The organism is Sphaerisporangium sp. NPDC049002, assembly GCF_040649355.1.
In the GTDB taxonomy this organism is placed as follows: Bacteria; Actinomycetota; Actinomycetes; order Streptosporangiales; family Streptosporangiaceae; genus Sphaerisporangium.
Window position 1 is genome coordinate 1 of the sequence record NZ_JBEZFH010000151.1, and the last position, 18953, is coordinate 18953.

General features: G+C 70.2%; 15 protein-coding genes and 1 pseudogene. 7 read left to right on the plus strand and 9 right to left on the minus strand.

The window, feature by feature from the left end; genetic code table 11:
• Positions 1-35: 35 nt before the first annotated feature.
• A complete protein-coding gene (locus AB0B89_RS25590; protein ID WP_358557719.1) occupies positions 36-428 on the minus strand; it encodes an MFS transporter in 393 nt (130 codons plus the stop codon).
• A 194-nt stretch (positions 429-622) separates the two neighbouring features.
• Between AB0B89_RS25590 and AB0B89_RS25595 the strand changes: the two genes are divergently transcribed.
• The gene (locus AB0B89_RS25595; protein WP_358557722.1) at positions 623-847 is read left to right on the plus strand and encodes an MbtH family NRPS accessory protein; all 225 of its coding nucleotides are present in this window, start codon (positions 623-625) and stop codon (positions 845-847) included.
• Positions 841-1854 carry a 2,3-diaminopropionate biosynthesis protein SbnB gene (sbnB, locus tag AB0B89_RS25600; RefSeq protein WP_358557725.1) on the plus strand — a complete coding sequence of 338 codons (1014 nt, stop codon included), beginning with the start codon at positions 841-843 and terminating at the stop codon, positions 1852-1854. Before AB0B89_RS25595 ends, sbnB begins: the two co-directional genes overlap by 7 nt.
• Here the strand turns inward: sbnB and AB0B89_RS25605 are convergent.
• Both AB0B89_RS25605 and AB0B89_RS25610 read right to left on the minus strand, forming a co-directional pair.
• On the minus strand, positions 1851-2432 hold the full coding sequence (locus tag AB0B89_RS25605; protein WP_358557728.1) for a LuxR C-terminal-related transcriptional regulator: 582 nt from the start codon (positions 2430-2432) through the stop codon (positions 1851-1853). The two genes, sbnB and AB0B89_RS25605, sit on opposite strands and share 4 nt — an antisense overlap.
• Before the next feature lie 35 nt (positions 2433-2467).
• Entirely contained in the window at positions 2468-3094 is a 627-nt protein-coding gene (locus AB0B89_RS25610; protein ID WP_358557731.1) for a LuxR C-terminal-related transcriptional regulator, read from the minus strand.
• Positions 3095-3379: 285 nt separating this feature from the next.
• On the opposite strand from AB0B89_RS25610, the gene AB0B89_RS25615 reads away from it, so the two are divergent.
• The 4 genes from AB0B89_RS25615 to AB0B89_RS25630 all read left to right on the plus strand — a co-directional run bounded on the left by AB0B89_RS25615 (position 3380) and on the right by AB0B89_RS25630 (position 12060).
• Entirely contained in the window at positions 3380-6388 is a 3009-nt protein-coding gene (locus AB0B89_RS25615) for a type 2 lanthipeptide synthetase LanM family protein (protein WP_358557734.1), read from the plus strand.
• Between the two features lie 89 nt (positions 6389-6477).
• Positions 6478-6735, plus strand: coding sequence for a hypothetical protein (locus AB0B89_RS25620; protein WP_358557737.1), 258 nt, complete (start codon positions 6478-6480; stop codon positions 6733-6735).
• A gap of 180 nt (positions 6736-6915) precedes the next feature.
• The gene (locus tag AB0B89_RS25625; protein ID WP_358557740.1) at positions 6916-9840 is read left to right on the plus strand and encodes an AAA family ATPase; all 2925 of its coding nucleotides are present in this window, start codon (positions 6916-6918) and stop codon (positions 9838-9840) included.
• 87 nt (positions 9841-9927) lie between these two features.
• Positions 9928-12060, plus strand: a complete 2133-nt coding sequence (locus AB0B89_RS25630) for a prolyl oligopeptidase family serine peptidase (RefSeq protein ID WP_358557758.1) — start codon at positions 9928-9930, stop codon at positions 12058-12060.
• Between the two features lie 395 nt (positions 12061-12455).
• On the opposite strand, the gene AB0B89_RS25635 is transcribed toward AB0B89_RS25630, so the two are convergent.
• From AB0B89_RS25635 to AB0B89_RS25650, 4 genes are all read right to left on the minus strand, one after another.
• Entirely contained in the window at positions 12456-13103 is a 648-nt protein-coding gene (locus tag AB0B89_RS25635; protein WP_358557743.1) for a 3'-5' exonuclease, read from the minus strand.
• Between the two features lie 19 nt (positions 13104-13122).
• Complete coding sequence (locus tag AB0B89_RS25640) at positions 13123-13380, minus strand: hypothetical protein (RefSeq protein WP_358557746.1); 258 nt, start codon at positions 13378-13380, stop codon at positions 13123-13125.
• An 861-nt stretch (positions 13381-14241) separates the two neighbouring features.
• Entirely contained in the window at positions 14242-15006 is a 765-nt protein-coding gene (locus tag AB0B89_RS25645) for an SAM-dependent methyltransferase (RefSeq protein ID WP_358557749.1), read from the minus strand.
• 343 nt (positions 15007-15349) lie between these two features.
• The gene (locus AB0B89_RS25650; protein ID WP_358557752.1) at positions 15350-16558 is read right to left on the minus strand and encodes a helix-turn-helix transcriptional regulator; all 1209 of its coding nucleotides are present in this window, start codon (positions 16556-16558) and stop codon (positions 15350-15352) included.
• Positions 16559-16807: 249 nt separating this feature from the next.
• On the opposite strand from AB0B89_RS25650, the gene AB0B89_RS25655 reads away from it, so the two are divergent.
• Entirely contained in the window at positions 16808-17113 is a 306-nt protein-coding gene (locus AB0B89_RS25655; RefSeq protein WP_358557761.1) for a tyrosine-type recombinase/integrase, read from the plus strand.
• Positions 17114-17168: 55 nt separating this feature from the next.
• Here the strand turns inward: AB0B89_RS25655 and AB0B89_RS25660 are convergent, their stop codons facing one another.
• Together AB0B89_RS25660 and AB0B89_RS25665 are read right to left on the minus strand one after the other, a co-directional pair.
• A complete protein-coding gene (locus AB0B89_RS25660) occupies positions 17169-18395 on the minus strand; it encodes an acyl-CoA dehydrogenase family protein (protein ID WP_358557755.1) in 1227 nt (408 codons plus the stop codon).
• A 309-nt stretch (positions 18396-18704) separates the two neighbouring features.
• Positions 18705-18953 (minus strand): annotated as a pseudogene (locus tag AB0B89_RS25665) (hypothetical protein); the annotation flags it as partial.

Consider the following 18953-nt stretch of genomic DNA (forward strand, 5'->3'; position numbering starts at 1 on the left):
GTGGTGTCGGCGAAGTCCGAGGCGTCGTTGCGCGCTCAGGCGGGCCGGTTGCGTTCGTACGCGGAGGGCGCCGAGCCGGGTGATCTGGTGGCCCACAGGTTCAGCCCACCGGCCGCGAACAGCAAGGGCGCGACGATCATGGCGGCCATCGACACCAGGTCGCCGGTGATGGCGACGCGCCGGGGCCCGATGCGGTCGATGAGCGGGCCGGCGAGCGCCTGCGCTATGACGAAGGGGGTGATCTGGCAGAAGGCGACCAGACCGGTCTTGGCGGGACTCCCGGTCGTGGTAAGCACGAGCCACGGCACCGCGATGGACAGCAGGCGGTTCGCCGAAAGGGCGGCGAGGTCCGCGCCCAGCACACCGATCAGGCCGCGCAACGAACGTTTGCCGGCCACACCGGTTTCCCTGCCGTCGCCATCGTCCATGGGATGTCTCCTCAGATCGTGGGGATTGTGGCGATTCGACCATCGCCCGCCACGGCTCCCGCCCGCCAGGGAAGGAACCGCACCGCTCGACCGCCGCTCCTGTCGCGCGTTCTTCTCTCCCGCCGGACCGCGTGCGGCGCGCACAGTTGCCTGACCGCCGCACACCGGGCGGCCAGCGCAGAAGGGATCCGCCGATGAACGACTCCGTGGATGAGGGCGTCTACCGCGTCGTGCGCAACGACGAGGAGCAGTACTCGGTCTGGCCGGCCGACCAGGAACCACCGCCCGGCTGGCAGGCCGAGGGCACCCAGGGCACCCAGCCCGAATGCCTCGACTACATCGGGGTGATCTGGACCGACATGCGGCCGGCCAGCCTGCGCCGGTACATGGACCGCACCATCTGCGACAAGCGATGCTGATCCTCGGCAACGCGGACGTCCGGCACGTACTGGACGGCAAGGATGTTGAGGTGCTCACCGCGGTGCGGCACGCGTATCTGGAACACTCCCGCGGCGAGACAGCCGTACCCGAGTCGGTGTTCCTGCGCTTCCCCCACAGCGCCCGCGACCGCGTCATCGCGCTGCCGGCGTACCTGGGCGGCGACGAGCCGGTCGCCGGGGTGAAGTGGATAGCGTCGTTCCCCGGGAACGTGGCGGCCGGGATGGACCGCGCGTCGGCGGCGATCATCCTGAACTCGCCGGACACCGGCCACCCGTTGTGCGTGATGGAGGGCTCGGTGATCTCCGCGCGGCGCACCGCCGCGAGCGCCGCCCTCGCGTCGGCGACCTTGCAAGGCACGGAGCCGGCCGACGGGGTCTCGATGATCGGATGCGGCGTCATCAACGCCGAGATCCTTCGGTTCCTCAGGGTGGCGCATCCGGAGCTGCGCGAGGTCACCGTGTTCGACCTCGACGCTGACCGGGCGAAAGCGTTCGCGCGGCGCTGCTCGGCGGAGCTGGACGTGACGGCGTCCGTGGCAAGCCACCCGGACGAGGCTCTCGCGGCGCACCCGCTGGTCAGCCTCGCGACCACCGCCACCGTCCCGCATCTCGACCTTCACGCCTGCCGCCCCGGCTCGCTCGTCCTGCACGTCTCGTTGCGGGACGTGACCATCGGCGGAGTGCTGGACGCGGTGAACATCGTCGACGACCGTGACCATGTTCTGCGCGCCGCGACCTCCATGCACCTGGCCGAGCAGCATGTCGGTCACCGGGGGTTCATCCAGGCCACCATCGGCGAACTCCTGCTCAGCGGTGGAGATCACGGTCGCGATCCGCGGCGCGTGACGCTGTTCTCTCCGTTCGGGCTCGGGGTGCTCGACCTCGCGGTCGCGGGCATGGTGCTGCGCGCCGCCCGCCGGGACGGGCTCGGCGTCGACCTGCCGGACTTCCTTCCCGCGCGCGCGACGGCCGGCCGTACCGGCTAGACCAGGCCCCTCCGCACCGCACACGCCACCGCATGCGCCCGGTTGCGCACCTGCAACCGGGCCGTCAGGTCGTAGATGACGTTCTTGACCGTGTGCTCCGAGCAGCACAGCACCTGGGCGATGGCCGCGTTCCCCAGCCCGTCCGCCATCAGCGCGAGCACCGCCTTCTGCCTGACCGTCAGCGGAGGCGCCGGGCGCGGCGGCGCGGGGGCCGGGCCGCCGAGCAGCCGGACCAGCACCTCATGCGGCAGGCGGCCGTCGCCGCGGTGCGCCGAGCGCACCGCCGCGCCCAGCCGCACCGACGTCGCGTCGGCGGACCGCAGCATGGTGCGCGCCCCCGCCCGCACGGCCCGCATCACGCCGGAGGGGGAGAAGGTGTCGGCGAGGAGCAGCACCGCGTGCCCGCCGGGCCCGCCCGCTCCGGACCACGCTTCCAGCGCCTCGTCCACCGTGGCCGCCGCCGCTATCACCACCGTGTCCGCGGACCCGTCGGGTTCCGGGGCCAGCGGGAACCCGCACGGCCCGAGCAGCGAGAGCACCCGGTTCCGCGCCGCCGCGCCGCCGGCGCTGACATGCACGCGGGGACACTCCACCGTGCCCGCCGCCGCCCCGGTCACAACAGCCCCGTCCGGAGCGCGTACGCGACCGCGTGAGCGCGGTTGCGCAGCCGGAACCGGTGGGTGATGTCGTGCACCACACCGACGACGGTGCGAGACGAGTAACACAGTTCCCGCGCGATCTCATCGGTCTCGCGGCCATCGGCGATCAGCGTGAGCACGGCAAGTTCCCGCTCGCTCAGGCCCGCGCCCCGCCAGGCCCCCCGCTGGGTCCCGCCCGCGGAGCCGGCGTCCGCCTCGTGATCGAGCAAGCACGTGAGCATGTCCGGCGGGACGGTGCAGTCGCCGCAGGCCGCGGCGAGCACCGCGCCCGCCAGGCGGCCCGCGTCGGCCTCACGGCGGCGCACCAGCCCACGCGCGCCCACCGCGATCGCGTGCAACGCCTGAGAGGGCGTGAAGTCGCCGGCGACGAGCACCGCCCCGGGCCGGTCGGCCAGGTCCCGTTGCGCGCGCAGCAGGTCGAACACCTGGTCCTGTATCCGGTCGACGACCACCACCGTGACCTCCGCCGCTTCCTGCGGCCCTACCACGACGACATCGGGACAGCCGAGCAACGCGCTCGTGGCGCCCGCTTCCAGCATCGGATCCAACGCGACGACGTTGGCCCGGACAGGGTCACCCATCGGACCTCCTCGGCCAGACATGAGGAATCTCTCGCCCCCAACATCCGCCAGGACCGCCCCCACCCGCATGGGGTCCCCACCCCCACATTCTCGGCGTGCCCCCCTGCCTGCGGCGTCACCGTCCATGCCCAGCGTGCGCGGCCGGGTCGCCGGGGCCGCGGCGGCGCCGCACCGCCGGACCGCGTACCGTCTACGTACCCGGCGCCCCCGCGGCGGTGACCGCCGGAGAAACATGGGTGCCTTCTACCCATCACCGGGAGACGAGGCTGTGGCAGCTTCAAAGGTATGACGAACCCGGCGACACCAGGCGAAAGCACCGCCGCCGTGCTGCCCGGCACCGACTGGTGGGCTCGGGCGCTGGCGCGGCACGAGCGGCCGGAGGCCGCCATGCCCGGCGACCGCTCCGAGGCCGTCCGCCCGGCCTGGTGCGACTTCGTGGAGCGGGCCGTCGCCACGGCCCTCCCGCCCGGCGAACCGCCGGGCACCGACGAGTGGCACGAGGCGTTCGCCGTCCCGTTCCGGCCCTTCCTCGCCCTCGTGCGCGACCGGCTGACCGACGCGGCCGGGCGGCATCTCGCCCCTGGCGAGACCGACGCCCTCTCCCTCGCGCGGACCTACACCGGCGTCCTGGCCAGGAGACTCGCGCGCATCGCCCTGTACACGCTGATGGCGGAGTTGGGCACGGCTCACGCCGGTGGCCTGCTGACCGGCGCGGACGACCGGGACCGGTTCGCGGACTTCCTGCACCGCCAGTGCGCCTCCGCCGGGCTCGCCGCGCTCTTCGCGCGGTACCCGGTGCTGGCCAGGCAACTGGGCACGGCCGCCATGTCGGCCGCCGACGCGGGCGCCGAACTGCTGGCCCGTCTCGGCGCCGACCGCGCGGCCCTGGTCGAGCACCTCCTCGGCGGCGTGGACCCGGGGCCGGTCACGGCGATCGAACCCGGACTCGGCGACCCGCACGAGCAGGGCCGTACGGTCAGCCTCGTCCGCTTCGCCGACGGCCGCACCGTCGTCTACAAGCCGCGCTGCCTCGCCGCGCACCTGCGGTTCAACGAGGTCGTCGCCTGGCTCGACCTGCGGCTTCCCGGCTGCGGTCTGCGCACCGCCCGGGCGGTCGCGCGGCCGGGGTACGGCTGGATGGAATTCGTCCAGACCCGGCCGCTGAAGCGACCCGAAGACGCGCGGCGGTTCTACCGGCGTGCGGGGGTGCTGCTCGCCGCCCTGCACGTGGTACACGCGACCGACATGCACTGCGAGAACGTCATCGCGTGCGGTGACCAGCCGGTCCTGATCGACGTGGAGACCATCTTCCACCCTGACCTGCCCATGCCGGACACCATCACCATCGCCGACCCCGCCGCCCACGCGCTGGCCACCTCGGTGCAGCGCACTGGGCTCCTGCCGTACGTCACCGTCGGCGAGAACGGCCTGCTCGACCAGTCCGGAATGGGCGGCGATCCGGGTGCGGCCTGTCCCGAAGGCGTCCTTGACTGGGATCCGCCGGCCCGCGCCGGATCGCGTCTCGTCCGGCGGCCGGCCCCCTACGCCGGCGCCGGCAACCGCCCCCGCTTCGGCGGGCGGACGATCGAGCCCGCCGACCACCAGGCCGACGTGCTGGAGGGTTTCCGGCTCGGTTACGACGCGGTCGTGCGCTGCCGGGCGGAGTTCACCCGGCTCGTCGAATCCTTCTCCGAGATCCAGACCCGCGTCGTCGTCCGGCCGACCCGCGGCTACGCGCGCTTGCTGGACGAATGCACCCGCCCTGACCTGCTACGGGACGCGCTCGACCGGGACAGGGCCCTCGATCTGCTCGACGAGGCCTCGGCCCGCCACCACCTGTGGCAGCGGCTGGCCCCGTACGAACGCGCCGCGCTGTGGGCCGGCGACATCCCGCTGGTCACCGGCCGACCGGGGTCCAGGGACCTGTGGACCCGCTCCACCGCGCACCTTCCCGGCATGCTGGAGCGATCCGGACTGGAGTGCGCCCTGGAGAAGATCGCGGCCATGGGCGAGATCGACCGGGGCGAGCAGGAGTGGGTGATTCGCGCCAGCCTGGCCGCCCGCCGGCCTGCCGAAGGCCACCACAGCACCCTCCCGGCCATGGCGCGCAGGCCCGCGGGCGCCGAACCCGGCAGGCTGCTCGCCGCGGCGGCCGGGCTCGCCGACGAGATCCTCGCGCGCAGCAAGATCATGCGCGACGAGGACGATCGAGGCCGGATCAACTGGCTCGGGCTGCAACTGGTCGACGACGCGCGCTGGATGGTGCTCCCGATGGGCGCCAGCCTGGCGGACGGCTACCTCGGGGTGGCGCTGTTCCTGGCCCAGCTCGCCCGGTTGACCGGCATCGCCCGCTACGGCCAGGCGGCGCGCCGCGCGGTGGGCCCGATCCCCCAGCTGCTCGCCACCCTCGCCGGCCGGGCCGACCTGCTCACCGCGGTCGCCTGCGGCAGCAACGCGGGACTCGGCGGCATGAGCTACGCGCTGGCCCGGCTGGCCACCCTGCTCGACGACCAAGAGCTGCGTGACTGGGCCGAGACGAGCGTGGAACTGGCGGACCGCACGGTCGGCCTGGGCGGGCCGCCTGAGCCGCCCGGGTGGACGGACGGAACCGCCGGATGCCTTGCCGCGATGAGCGCGGTGCACCGCGAGATCGGTTCCGGGGCGGCCGCGAGGCTGGCCGTCACGTGCGCCGACCGGCTCGCGGACCTCGTGGAGCGGACCACGGGGCGGTGCGTCCCCGACGGGGACGGGATTCCGCCTGGCTTCGCCTCCGGCGCCGCCGGGATCGGCTGGGCACTCACCCGGTTCGCCATGCACGCACCGGACTCGCGCCATTCCCACGCGGGCCGGCGCGCGCTGCGGCGGGCGGGCGAGCAGATCGTCCCGGGCGGGCCCCAGGGGCACGGCTGGTGCCGTGGGACCGCCGGCCTGCTCATGGCACGCGCGTGCCTGGCGAGGGACGCCGCGACGGCCGAAACCGAGGCGGCTCTGCTCTCGCTGGCCGAACGCCCCGTGCTCGGCGACCTGAGCCTGTGCCATGGCGAACTCGGCATCGCCGACGCGCTCCTCGTGCTCACCGCCGTCACACCGGACCAGAGCGCCCCCCCGACCCTGCACCACCGCGCCGACCTCGTCCTCGACGCGGTCCACCGGCACGGACCGACCTGTGCCACCCCCGGCGGGATCGCCACGCCCGGGTTACTGCATGGGCTCGCGGGCATCGGATACGGGCTGCTACGGCTTGGCTTCCCGCGGACGGTCCCTTCTGTACTGCTCCTGGAACCCACCCCCTGACATCGCCGCGGCCTCGGCCCGAGGCTCCCCGGCACCCGACCGGCAGACGACCAACGCGCAAGACGAACTCGAAAGGAAGGCTGAGGAAAATGAGGTTCGAGTTGTTGAGCACGCGCACCCACCGGACCGACTCCCGCGACGAGGCACGGGAATCCACGCCCGCGGCAGGCGCCGGCAGACTGGGCAGGCCGGGGGTGCAGTTCGGCCTGCGGGTCGCCGTGCTGGCCGGTGTCATCGCCACGACGGGCGGCACCACGACGGGGCTCGGCAGCGCGATCAACAGCCTGGCCGGCCCCGCGGACACCACCTGCTGCGGTGGCGAGACGTCCATCAGCAGAATCGTGTGACATCCCGCCGGCGAGCGGCACGGTCCGGCGTATCCGCCGGCCCTCTGACCGCCTGCGGTGAGCGTGACCAGTGCGGCACCCGGTTTCTCTGTGACCCCGATGCGGGCACGGTTTGCACCGGGTGCCGTTTTGCCATCTGACATGCTGCGTAAACCCGGCAAAATTGGCTATTAACGTCAAATGACCCTGTTCCCCGTATCGGCCGTGGTATGCCGGGATGAAGAGCTTCGCACGATCGACCGTGCGTTGGCCAGCGCTCGGTCCGGACGGGGCGGCGCGCTTTTCGTGATCGGCGAAGGCGGGATCGGCAAGTCACGCCTGTCCACGGCGGCAGCCGACCTCGGCCTCGCGGCCGACATGTGCACCCTTCGCGGCAGGGCCAGCCCGATCGGCCCGATGGCCCCGTTCCGGCTGCTGACCGAGGCGCTGATGTCCTTGCAGCGGTCCGGCGCCCCCATCGACGTCGCGCAACTGGGCCCGTACCAGCCGGTCCTCGCCAGGCTGGTGCCCGACTGGGGCACGCCGGCGCCCGCGCACGAGGGAGGGTCACTGGTGATCCTCGCCGAGGCGGTGCTGCGGCTGACCGCGCTCGCCGGGCGGGAGCGCGGCTGTCTGATGATCCTGGACGACTTGCAGAACTCCGACGCCGAGAGCCTGGCCGTGGTCGACTACCTCGTCGAGAACCTCGCCGGGCAACCCGCCATGCTGCTCGGCGCGGCCTCCAGCGAGCCGTGCCCCGCCCTCGACATGGCCCGCTCGGCCGCGCAGCGCGGCTCCGCCGGCCTGCTCGAACTGCGCCGGCTCGACGGAGACGAGGTGCGCCGGTTGGCCGGGGTCCACCTGGAGTGCGACGCGTCCCACGTCCCCGACGAGCTGGCCGAGCAGTTATGGGCCGACAGCGGCGGCGTTCCGCTGATGGTCGAGGAGATGCTCGGCGAGATGCTGCGCGGCGGGCTCGTGGCACGTGAACGCGACAGCGGACGCTGGCGGGTCACCGGCAAGCTGCACACCAGGGTGACCGGCTCGCTCACCCGTACCATGGCCACGCGACTCGACAAGCTCGGCCCGCAGGGACGGGACCTGCTCTCGGTCGCCGCGGTGCTCGGCCCGCGTTTCCCGGTGTCGGTGCTGCAGGCGGCCACCGGACTCGGATACCGCGAAGTGCTCAGGCAGTTGCACGCCGAGCTGACCGCCGAATTCGTCGCACCGGACGAGGAGACCCCCGACTGGTACGCCTTCCAGCACCCGCTCGTCGTAGAGGCGCTGCTCACCCTGCTGACCCCGGACGAGCGCGGCGCGCTCGCGCGGCGCGCCGCCGACGCGGTGCTGGCCGTGTTCCCCGAGTTGCCCGACGATTGGTGCCAGACGTCGGCCACCCTGCGGCTGCAGGCGGGCGAACCCGCCGCCGCCGGGGGGCTGTTCGCGGAGGCGGGCCGAAGGGCGCTGGCGCAAGGCGCGGCGAACACGGCGGTCAGCCTGCTGGAGAAGTCCCTCGACCTGCTCGGGCACGGCACCGACGCGCAGGCGCGGGCCGACGCGCTCGCCGCGCTGCTCCTAGCGCTCGCCGAGGCCGGCCTGGTGGAGCGGGCGGTCACAGCGGCCGGCCAGCTCGACGAGTTCACCGGCCTGATCAGCCGCAGTTCCCGCGCCGAACTGCACACCCGCCTGGCCTGGGCCGCCGCGGTAGGCGGCCGGGCCGCCGATGGCCTCGCCCAGGTGGAGATCGCGCGCCGGCTCCTGGGCCCGGGCGCCGCCGACCGGGACTCCGCGCCGATCGATGTCGTCGCCGCCCATCTCGTGCTCGACCTGCCGGGCCCTGACCAGGTGGGACTGGCCGAACAACTCGCGCGGCGCGCCGCCAAGGTGGCGGAGAAGGCCCGGCTCCCCATGGTCGCCTGCCAGGCGTGGCAGTTACTGGGGGCGCTGAGCCGCCCACGCGACCCGCAGGAGGCGACGGCGTGCCTCGAACACGCGCGCGGCCTCGCCGTGCGGTACGACCTGCCGATTGAGGAGATCCACACGCTGATCCGGCTCGGCAACGACGAGGCGCTGCGCGACGGCGGGATCAGCCGGCTGGAGCACGTCCGGCAGGAGGCGTCGCGGGTCGGCGCGGTCACGGCCCGGTTCCAGGCCGAGACCTGCATCTCCTTCCAATCGATCTTACGGGCCGATTTCGGCGTCGCCGGGGAGATCCTCGACCAGGTGCTCCAGTCGGCCTCGCGGCTGCGGCTCCTGGAGGCCGCCAGGTACGCGCTTCTGCAGCGGGCCATCCTCGCCGCCCACCAGGGCCGGCGGCAGGAAATGGAGACCGCGTTCGCCGAACTGCGCCACCAGGTGCCCGAGCACGCGCAGCTCACGCCGCGGGCGCACGGGCTGGCGCGGGCATGGTGCGCGCTCCTTGAGGAGGACCGGGCGCTGGCCATGGCGGAGCAGTCACGCGCGCTGGCCGCCGAGGACCAGAACCCGACGGTCTACCCTCTGACCGGCCGCTACGGCCTGGATCTCCTCCTGCGGTCGCTGGCCGGTGAACTGGACTGGCCGGAATACCAGGCGGTGGTCGCGGCGCCGGCCAGCCGGCTGCGCTGGGACCGGCAGTTCGCGCTGTTCGCGAGCGCCGTGCTGCACGGCCGGGCGGGGTCAGGCCGCGACGCCGCCGATGCCGTCGAGCAGGCGGTGCGGGTGGGCGAGTTGTTCGGCACCAGCCGCAATATCGGGCTACGCCTGGTGGCCGAGGCCGCGATCACCGACGGCTGGGGCACCCCGGTCGAGTGGCTGCGCCGCTCCGAGGAGTACTTCCACTCCGGCGGGGTGACCGCGGTCGCCGGCGCCTGCCGGACGCTGATGCGCCGGGCCGGAGTGCGCGTCACCCAGCGTCGCCCCGGGGCCGACAACATCCCTTCTCGGTTGCGCGCCGCCGGGGTCACCGTACGCGAGTACGAGGTCCTGCGGTTGCTCGCCCGGCGGCTCGGCAACCGGGAGATCGCGACGCGGCTGCACCTGTCGCCGCGCACCGTGGAAAAGCACGTCGCGTCCCTGCTCACCAAGACCGGCCTGCCCAACCGGACCGCGCTGAGCGAACTGGCGGAGACGACGCCGGACCATTGACGCGCGGCCGACAAGGAGTCGGCCTTGGAGTGCCGGCGGCGCGCCGTAGCCGCACAGGCTGGTCGCGCGCCAGTGGAGAATCACAGGATGGCAAGACTCACGTTAAAGGTTCCCACGACGCGACACGATCCGGATAGCGGCTACATGCTGCACGGTAAGCGATTTGACGACCCCTACGCCTGGCTGGAGCGGCTCGACGACGCGGAGACCCAGGCGTGGATCAATGCGCAGGAAGCCGTCACGCATGCTGTGCTGCGCGGAGCGCCGGGACGCGACTGGCTGCGGGCCACGGTCGCCCGCTCAGCGCGCCATGCGCGGCTGTCGCCGCCGATTCGCACCGGCCCGCACGGACGCGAGTTCGTCTGGCAGGCGGACACCGACGACGAGAAGCCCTGTCTCATGGTGCGGCGCGGCAAGGACGCGCCGCTCGAACCGGTACTCGACCCCAACACATGGAGGAGCGACGAGGCGCTGGTGTTCGCCGTGCCGTCCCCCGACGGCACGCTGGTCGCGTTCGGGAAGGCCGTTGGCGGCACCCACGACGCGGTGATCCACGTGCTCGACGTCGAGACGGGGCGGCTGCTCCCCGACCGGCCCCGCGGTACGAGCCACACCTCACCGGCTTGGCGACCCGACGGGTCAGGGTTCTTCTATGCGGCGTGTCCCGAGCCTGGTGAGGTGCCCGCGGGCGACGAGGCGTACTGGAACGCCATCTACGAGCATCGGCTCGGGTCGGACGCGCCGGCCCGCCGGATCTTCGGCGACGATCACGAGAAGGAGTACTGGTGCTCCGTCAAGGTCAGCGAGTGCCGACGCTTCGCCGTGCTCTACAAGTGGGACTATGTGCATGCCAACGTCGTCCACCTGCTACGCCTCGCGGACGACGCGCTCGTGCCGGTCGCTCCCACCATGCGGTGCCTCAACCAGGTGCAGGTGATCGGCGACTCGCTGCTCGTCCATACCGATCTGGACGCGCCGCGCGGCCGTCTCTGCGTCGCGCCGCTCACGGCGCCGACGAATTGGCGGACGCTCATCCCCGAGAACTCGGACACGCTGCAGACGGTCGCCGGCGTCGGCGGCCGGCTCTACGCCGTCTACTCACACGCGGCGTCGCATCGCGTGCGCATCCACGCGGAAGACGGCGCCTACCTACGCGACCTGGTACTGCCGGCGCTCGGCTCGGTGAATCGCAACGAGGGCGAAGGCGTCATCAGCGGCGTCGATGGCAGCTGGAGCGGCGACGAGGTGTGGGTGAACTTCACCTCGTACGTGCAGCCACCATCGGTCTACCGGTATGACTACGCGGCCGACCGCCTGTCCCCGTACCACGTGCCCGACGTCGGGCTGGACGCGTCCGCGTACGTGACGGACCAGGTCTGGTACGAGTCGCCGGACGGCACGCGGGTGTCGATGTTCATCGTTCACCGCGAAGACCTCCCTCGCGACGGGCGCCGGCCCGTACGTCTGAGCGGCTACGGTGGCTTCAACATCCCGCTGGAGCCACGCTTTTCGGCCCTGAACGCCGCTTGGCTGAAGCTGGGCGGCGTCCTCGCCTTCGCGAACGTGCGAGGCGGCGGCGAATACGGACGCGACTGGCACGAGGGGGCATGCAAGACGCGGCGGCAGAACGCCTTCGACGACTACATCGCCGCGGCGCGATGGCTTGAGTCGGCGGGCTATACGACGCCCTCCAAGCTCGTTTCGCGTGGCAACAGTAACGGCGGTCTGCTCGTCGCCGTCACCGCCATGCAAGCACCAGAGGCCTTCGGAGCCGTCTACTGCCGCGCGCCCATCCTGGACATGCTGAACTTCCCGAAATTCGGCTACCTGAGCTCGGCGACCGTCGAGTACGGCTCTCCCGACGATCCCGTCGAGGGCGCGTATCTCGCCGGCTATTCGCCGTACCACAACGTCCGAGCCGATCGCCGCTACCCCGTGATGACGTTCGTGTCGGCGTTGAACGACCGGGTCGCTCCACCGTACGACCCCCTCAAGATGGTCGCCATGCTCCAGGCCGAAGGCACGCGGGGCGGACCCTATCTCCTGCTGCCCCTCCGGGCCTCGGGCCACGGCGGCGGCACCACGCTCACGGCACTCATCGAACAAGACGTCGACGAACTGAGCTTCTACTGCTGGGCTCTCGACATCGCACCACCCACGCCGGGCGAGACCGACCGGGCCGTCGACGGCTGCCGTGCGATCACTACGTCGGGGCTCTGACGACGCGGAACGTCACTGGACGGGCAGGCCGGTGACCGCGCGGCCGATCAGCAACCTCTGGATCTCGCTGGTGCCCTCGAAGAGCGTGTAGATCTCAGATGTGCAGATCGCCGACCTGCAATATCGTTATCGTTCTTGCTCTGACCTGGGAATACTCATTGTGGTCAGTGGTAGTCGTTTGCCATTACTAGCCACCCTCTGGCAGAACTGTGGCAGAACCAAAGCCAGGGAGGAACGCCGCTCGACCACGCCCCCCGACAATTGCTTACCGATCTTCATGAAGCGTGGACTATTCCCCCGCGAGTTCTGGTAGACCGTTGCCAGGGGTACGCCTACAGGTGCTGGGCACCCTGTCCTCCGCGTCACGGAGGACAGGGCGTTCGCCTGGTGATCAGTCAGAACAGTAACGGCAGTTGGCCAGACTCATCACCCATGGCTTCACCGTTGATCGGCACCCCAGCCACCTGGCGCAGCTTGTCGACGGTGATGGTCTGCCCGAACAGCTTCTCAACGAGGGTGCGGAGCAGCAGGCCGGCGCCGACCGCGTCCCACAGAGCACGGTGCGGTTGCCCGCCGACAGCGAGATGGAAGACCTCATCGGTCAGTTGGTAGTGGGTGAGGAGGGCGGTCAGGCTGTTGCGCCGGCTGCCTGATCGGATCAGCCTGGCCAGTTTCAGCGTGTCGATCAGTGCGGCCGGGCGGATGCCGGGGCAGCGCAGCGACAACAGCCGCCAGTCCACGGTCACGTTGTGGCCGACGATGTACGCCCCATTGAGGCGGGCCATCAGCTCGGGAAGGATGTGATCGAGTGTCGGGCCCAGGGCCAGCATGTCGCTCGTCAGGCCGGGCGGAGACCAGGGACGGCGCGGGATGCGCCGCCCCGGGTTGACGATCGAGTGATAGGCGCGGTCCACGTCGGGGCGGCCACCGGCCAGCGGGACGACCCCGACCTCCAGGATCGCCTCGTTCTCGCGGTCCTGACCGCCGGTGCCCTCCAGATCGAACGCGACCAGGGGCGCGGCCATCCACAGCTGGTTCGGCATGATGGCCCCTCCTGGTCGTTCAGTCGTCGTCGAAGCGGGCGCCGGCGGCGAGCCGTTCCCGCGCCTGGTCGAGTCGCGCCTGCTCGTCATCGCTCAGTACATACCCTTGCAGGGCGCGGCCGTGGGCGGCGTGGAGGTGCGGGTGATCAACTTCCCACACCTGGTAGCCCAATGCGTGCTGCAGGGCGTACCGGCGTTGCTCGCCCAGTGCGTGCGTAAGGACATGTCCATCCTCCACCAGGAACGGCGCGTCCGCCTCGTAGCCGAAGGATTCCATCGCGGCCCGGAACTCGGCCTCGGTGGGCGCCTGATGCGCATCGGTGCAACGTTGCCAGGGCCGAGGAACCCCAGAAGCTGAACCCGATCCTCATCCGCATCCTCTTTTCGTCGGGGGTGATCCGCGCGGCCCAAAGGCTGCTGCTTGCGTTGGTGGTGCAGGGTGAGGACGGCGGCTCCTCCCCTGCACCACCGGCCTGGCTGGGGCTACGAGCTTCAGGATTAGCGAGCCAGCCAACCAGGGGTCCACGGCCCCGCTCCCCCCACGATGAGAGCGGGGCCGTGAGGGTGTCGCGGTCCCGCTCCGATGTGGAGCGCAGAGACGAAACCGCGACAGCTCAGGTGGATCCGCCGTCCTTCTCCAGGGTCAACGCCAGAGAAGACCGGCGGTGCTTAGGATCCCCTGGTAGACGGCACGGGGACGCTGGGGACCTCGCGCTGCTCTGCGAGAGACGCCTTGACCGTGGCGACCGCTAGAGCCGCTGTACGTTGCACAGCGGTCTGATCCCCCGGCCGCACATTGATGGGGCCCATACCGGACAGCGATGAACTCATATCGGCGCTCCCACCAGTTCACGGGCCAGTGGATCAGCACCACCGAGTTCACGCCACCGCTCCGCGATAGCGTCCGCAGCGCTCTCCGGTCGCTCCGCAGTGATGTACCGGAACAGCTTGCGACTGGTAGCCGCCGAATACCGCCCAGTCCACCACGAGTAGCACACCCCGTCGGTGCGCACTACCAAGCCACGACACACCGACACCACCGCCCACCCGTGTCCCCCGTTGAAGTGGGCGCTTATGCCATGGGCCTTCAGGGCAAGGCATAGCTGTGTCCCGGCGACCATCGCCGGATCGTCGCCGGTCACGGTTTACGGCCTATGCCACACAGGACCGGCACACGGTCCAGCGGCGCCACCAGGTCCGCCTGCTCAGGCCGCCAGTCATTCGGGGCAACGAGCCCCGGGTCCACCACGTCGAGCCCCTTAAAGAACGCGCCAACCTCCGTAGCGGTACGAAGCACCGCCCTGGAGGTCGCCCGCTGATACGTCCTTGCGCCGGGACGCAGCGACTCATCGTCCAAGGCATGCGAGATCACGACCAGCGAACCGGGGGCCAGAGCCCCGACCAACGAGTCCACGATGTTGTACGGCTCGTCCTGCTTCTCCACGAAGTGCAGGACGGCCACCAGCATCAACGCGATGGGCTGGTCGAAGTCCAGGAGCCGTTGAACCCGGGTGGTGTACTGCAGTTCGCCGGGAATCCGTACATCGGCGTAGAGGAAATGCGTCGATTTCTCATCGTCCAGGAACGCCCGCCCATGGGCGGTCACCCTCTTGTCGTTGTCGACGTACACCGTGGTGACGTCCGGGGCGACCTTCCGGGCGACCTGGTGGCCGTTGTCATTTGTGGGAAACCCGGTGCCGATGTCGAGGATCTGGCGTATCCCTGCCTCACCCACCGCGTAGCGGACCGCTCTACCGAGGAACCGGCGGTTGTCCTGGGCCATCTGCCGAATGGCCGGATTGCTCGCCAGGACTTCCGCTGCCAACTGCCGTTCAGCCGGCGTCGCGTCCTTGTCCTGGCCGAGGAAGCACTGGTACACCCCCGCCGGGCCGGGTCGGTTCACTAGGTCTGCAGCCTCCTGCGGGGTGAGCGGGATTCCCCCCAACGGATGCTGGTTAGTCACCATCCGGCATCACCAGCTGATGTACGGTCACCCGTGGATCGCACCTCCGTGTGCGGTCAAGAGCCCGCCGTAGACGTGCACAGCGTCTCGGCGGGCTCGCATGCAGAGCAGGCGCCTCGCCAGGGGCCATCCGCACGCGGTCTGAGCTCCGCAGAGCACCACCGCGCCGAAGCTCACAGCGCGTAGAAATGCGTCCCGGCGAGTCATGGGGAGACCATACGAAGGAAAACAATGGGCGACGGGGACACCGTGTCCCCGTCGCCCATTTTCTTCGGGCCAGGCGCTAAATGGAAACGCCCAACCGGTTCACAACCATGGCAATTGGGCCACTCAACGTCATCGCCCGACGCGCAGCGGTTTTCACCACGTCGCGGGCTAGCGGATGATTCGTCACGCATTCAGGCGCGATCTGGTGCCCCTCCAGCAGCTCGCGCATGGCCTGGTCGTCGTCGCCGACCCGGCTGAACGCCAGGGCCCGGGAAATCCGGTGCCGCGCGCGCCGCTCCCTGGGCAGATTGTTGATCGGGACACCTTCTGCTTTCTCCAATGCATCCGGCCCGCAACCCATCTCGACGTCGACCTGAACCGCGATCAACGCCCGGTTCTCGGGACCAAACTCCGTCATATATGAGTTATGGCCGCTGCCGATGCGATCGGCTGCGCCAGCAGCTTCCACCAGGTGCGCCGCCGCCTCTCCCCGCTGCTGCCACTGCGCCTGAATCGTCGACTCCACGAGGTGCATAGTGCCCCACAGGGACCACACGTCAGGTCCGCCCTGGCCAAGCATCGGATCGAGCTCGTCGATGGAGGACCCCAGCAGTTCGTGCGCCTCGTCCACAGCGCCAGCGGCCAGATACACCTCCGTTTGCGTCCACCGTGTCGCGGTCATCAACAGCGGATCCCCCGACGACTCCGCTGCCCGGATCGCTTGCGAGGCCGCGATGGTCGCGAGGTCGATGTACCCGAGCTTCTTGGTGGACATCGCTGCGTCATGCAGCCCCTCGGCGAGCATCCCGCACGCCCGTTCCCTTTCGGTGTCTTCGACTGCCGCGACGGTGTAGGCGATGTCGATGAGGAGTCTCGGCAGGTCGGTGAGCAGGTCTCCATAGCGGCCGTGACGGGCCTGATGTTGACTCGTGCTCACCCGCTCCCGCAGGTCATCCAGCGAGAACGGCACCCCAGCGGCACGGCTAGGCAGATACCCGCGCAGCAGCACCTTGCGTAGATGAGGGATAGCGATGTGGGCACGTTGATGATCCTGGTTACCCGCAGAGGCATGCGGAAGACCCAGGAGGGTGGACACTTCGACTTGGAGAGCCTCCGCGATCTGTGTGATGACGGAGTACCGATCAAGTTGCCGTTTCCCGATTTCGACGCTTTTCAGCCACGCGGTTGAGTAGCCGAGACGATCCGCGAGGTCTGCACGTTCAATCCCTCGTGCGAGGCGGAACTGTCGTACCCGTTGTCCGATTGTCTGTTCTTCTTCTGCCATGAGGCCGCCTTCCGACCGGACCTAGAACTCCACCGTACGTTCTGGGGACATCTTGTATACGGGGAAGGAGACTCAGCGGGGACACAGTGTCCCCACCCGCGTGGTTCTCCTATGTGATGTGAGGACGCGGCAAAGCGAAAATGCCCCGTCCTCCCGGAGGAGGACGGGGCATTCGCGACTCTGAGGTCAGGCGTTGCTACAGTTCAGTACTCGAGTGGACGCCGGGGTGGTAGGTGCCGGGCCGGCGTCATTGCCGAACCAACCAAGGACGCGCGTGGCCGGAGAAGATACGCCACGACCCGGCAGCAGGGGACCCATCAGCTTCGCCACTACTACGCGAGCATCACCCTTGCGGCCGGAGTGACGATCAAGGAGTTGTCCGAATACCTCGGGCATGCCGACCCGGCGCTCACTCTTCGTGTCTACGCCCACATGCTGACCACGTCACATGACAGAGCATGCAAGGCAGACAAGCACATGCGCCGGCCCCGCTCCTCACTGGGCAGAACTGAGACAGAACTGAACCATGAGCATGATCGTGAAGCGCCCCAATAACCCAGGTGCGTGTTTCTCACAACACGGGAGCACCATGCTTTGACCTGCAAAAAGATCACTGAACAGGCAGGCCGGTGACGGCGCGGCCGATCAGCAATCTCTGGATTTCGCTGGTGCCCTCGAAGATGGTGTAGATCTTGGCGTCGCGGTGGAAGCGTTCGACGGGGTGATCGCGGGTGTAGCCGGCGCCGCCGAGGATCTGGATGGCCTGCTCGGTCACCCACACCGCCGTCTCCCCCGCCACCAGCTTCGACATCGAGCCCTCGGCCTGGCCGAACGGGCGTCCCTTGCGGGCCATCCAGGCGGCCCGCCAGGTCATCAGCCGGGCGATGTCGACCCTGGTCGCCATGTCCGCCAGCAGGAAGGCGATGGCCTGGTTCTCGCCGATCCTGCGGCCGAACTGCTCCCGCTCGCGGGCGTAGTCGCGCGCGTACTCGTAGGCCGCGCGCGCGATTCCCACCGCCATGGCGGCGACGGTCGGCCGGGTGGCCTCGAAGGTGCGCATGGCGGCCTGCTCGCCGCTCTTGCCGCCCTCGCGTACCCGGGCGAGGCGGGCGTCCAGCTTCTCCTTGCCGCCGAGCAGGCAGCGACCCGGCACCCTGACGTCGTCGAGGACGACCTCGGCGGTGTGGGAGGCGCGGATGCCGTGCTTCTTGAACTTCTGCCCCTGCGAGAGCCCCCGCGTGCCCGGCGGGACGACGAAGGACGCCTGGCCCCGTGCGCGGAGCGCGGGGTCGACGGACGCGACGACGACGTGCACGTTGGCGATGCCCCCGTTGGTCGCCCACGTCTTGACGCCGTTGAGCACCCACTCGTCCTTGACCGCGTCGTACTCGGCCCTGGTGCGGATGGAGCCGATGTCGGAGCCCGCGTCGGGCTCGGAGGCGCAGAAGGCGCCGAGCTTGACGTCGTCGGCGGTTCCGAACATCTGCGGGAGCCACTCGCCCATCTGCTCGGGCGTGCCGTTGGACGACAGCGCGGCGGCGGCCAGGCCGGTTCCGACGATGGACAGGCCGATGCCGGCGTCACCCCAGAAGAGCTCCTCGAACGCCACCGGAATGCCGAGGCCGCTCTCGTCGAACCACTGCTGGGCGAAGAAGTCGAGCGAGTACAGCCCGATCTTGGCTGCCTCCTGGATGACGGGCCACGGGGTCTCCTCGCGCTCGTCCCATTCGGCGCCGGCGGGGCGGATCACCGTCGCGGCGAACTCGTGCACCCAGTCGCGTACCTCGCGGATGTCGTCGCCGACCTCCGGGCAGAAGCCACCAGAGCTCTCCGCCATCTCGATCACTCCTCAAGGGGTCCGGAGCCGTACCTGGGGAAGTCCCGCTCCAGCGAGACGTTACCAACGGTAACACCCAACCGCATGAACCCTATCGGTAGGCGGCCGTCCTCGCGCAACGGCCGCCGGCAAACGTTTACACGGTGGAAACACCCGCCGGGCGACCTCGCCCGGCCAGATGGGCTCCCTGAGAAAGCGAAGGACGGCAGGGGCGGTGGGAGAAGGCCGCCCTGCCGTCGATCCGTCAGCGCGCGGGGAACACTCCCCCGCTCAGGCCGCTGTCAGCCTCGCCGGTCGCCGTGGCCGTCGTCAGTCCTCCTCGCTCCAGATCCAGTCGTCGTGGCCGCGGTCGCGGTACGAACCCTGGGTCTGGGCGTTGAGGCGGTCGACGCGGACCCTGGCGGCCGGGTCGGTGCGCCTGTCGTTGATCTTGATGACGTCGAAGCCCCTGTTGAAGTCGCTCGCGTAGATGTAGCCGTTGTAGTAGCGCCAGCTCCACGCCGCCATCGCCGACAGAGCCGGCGGCACGCTCCGTTCCTCGGTCTCCCTTTCCGCGAG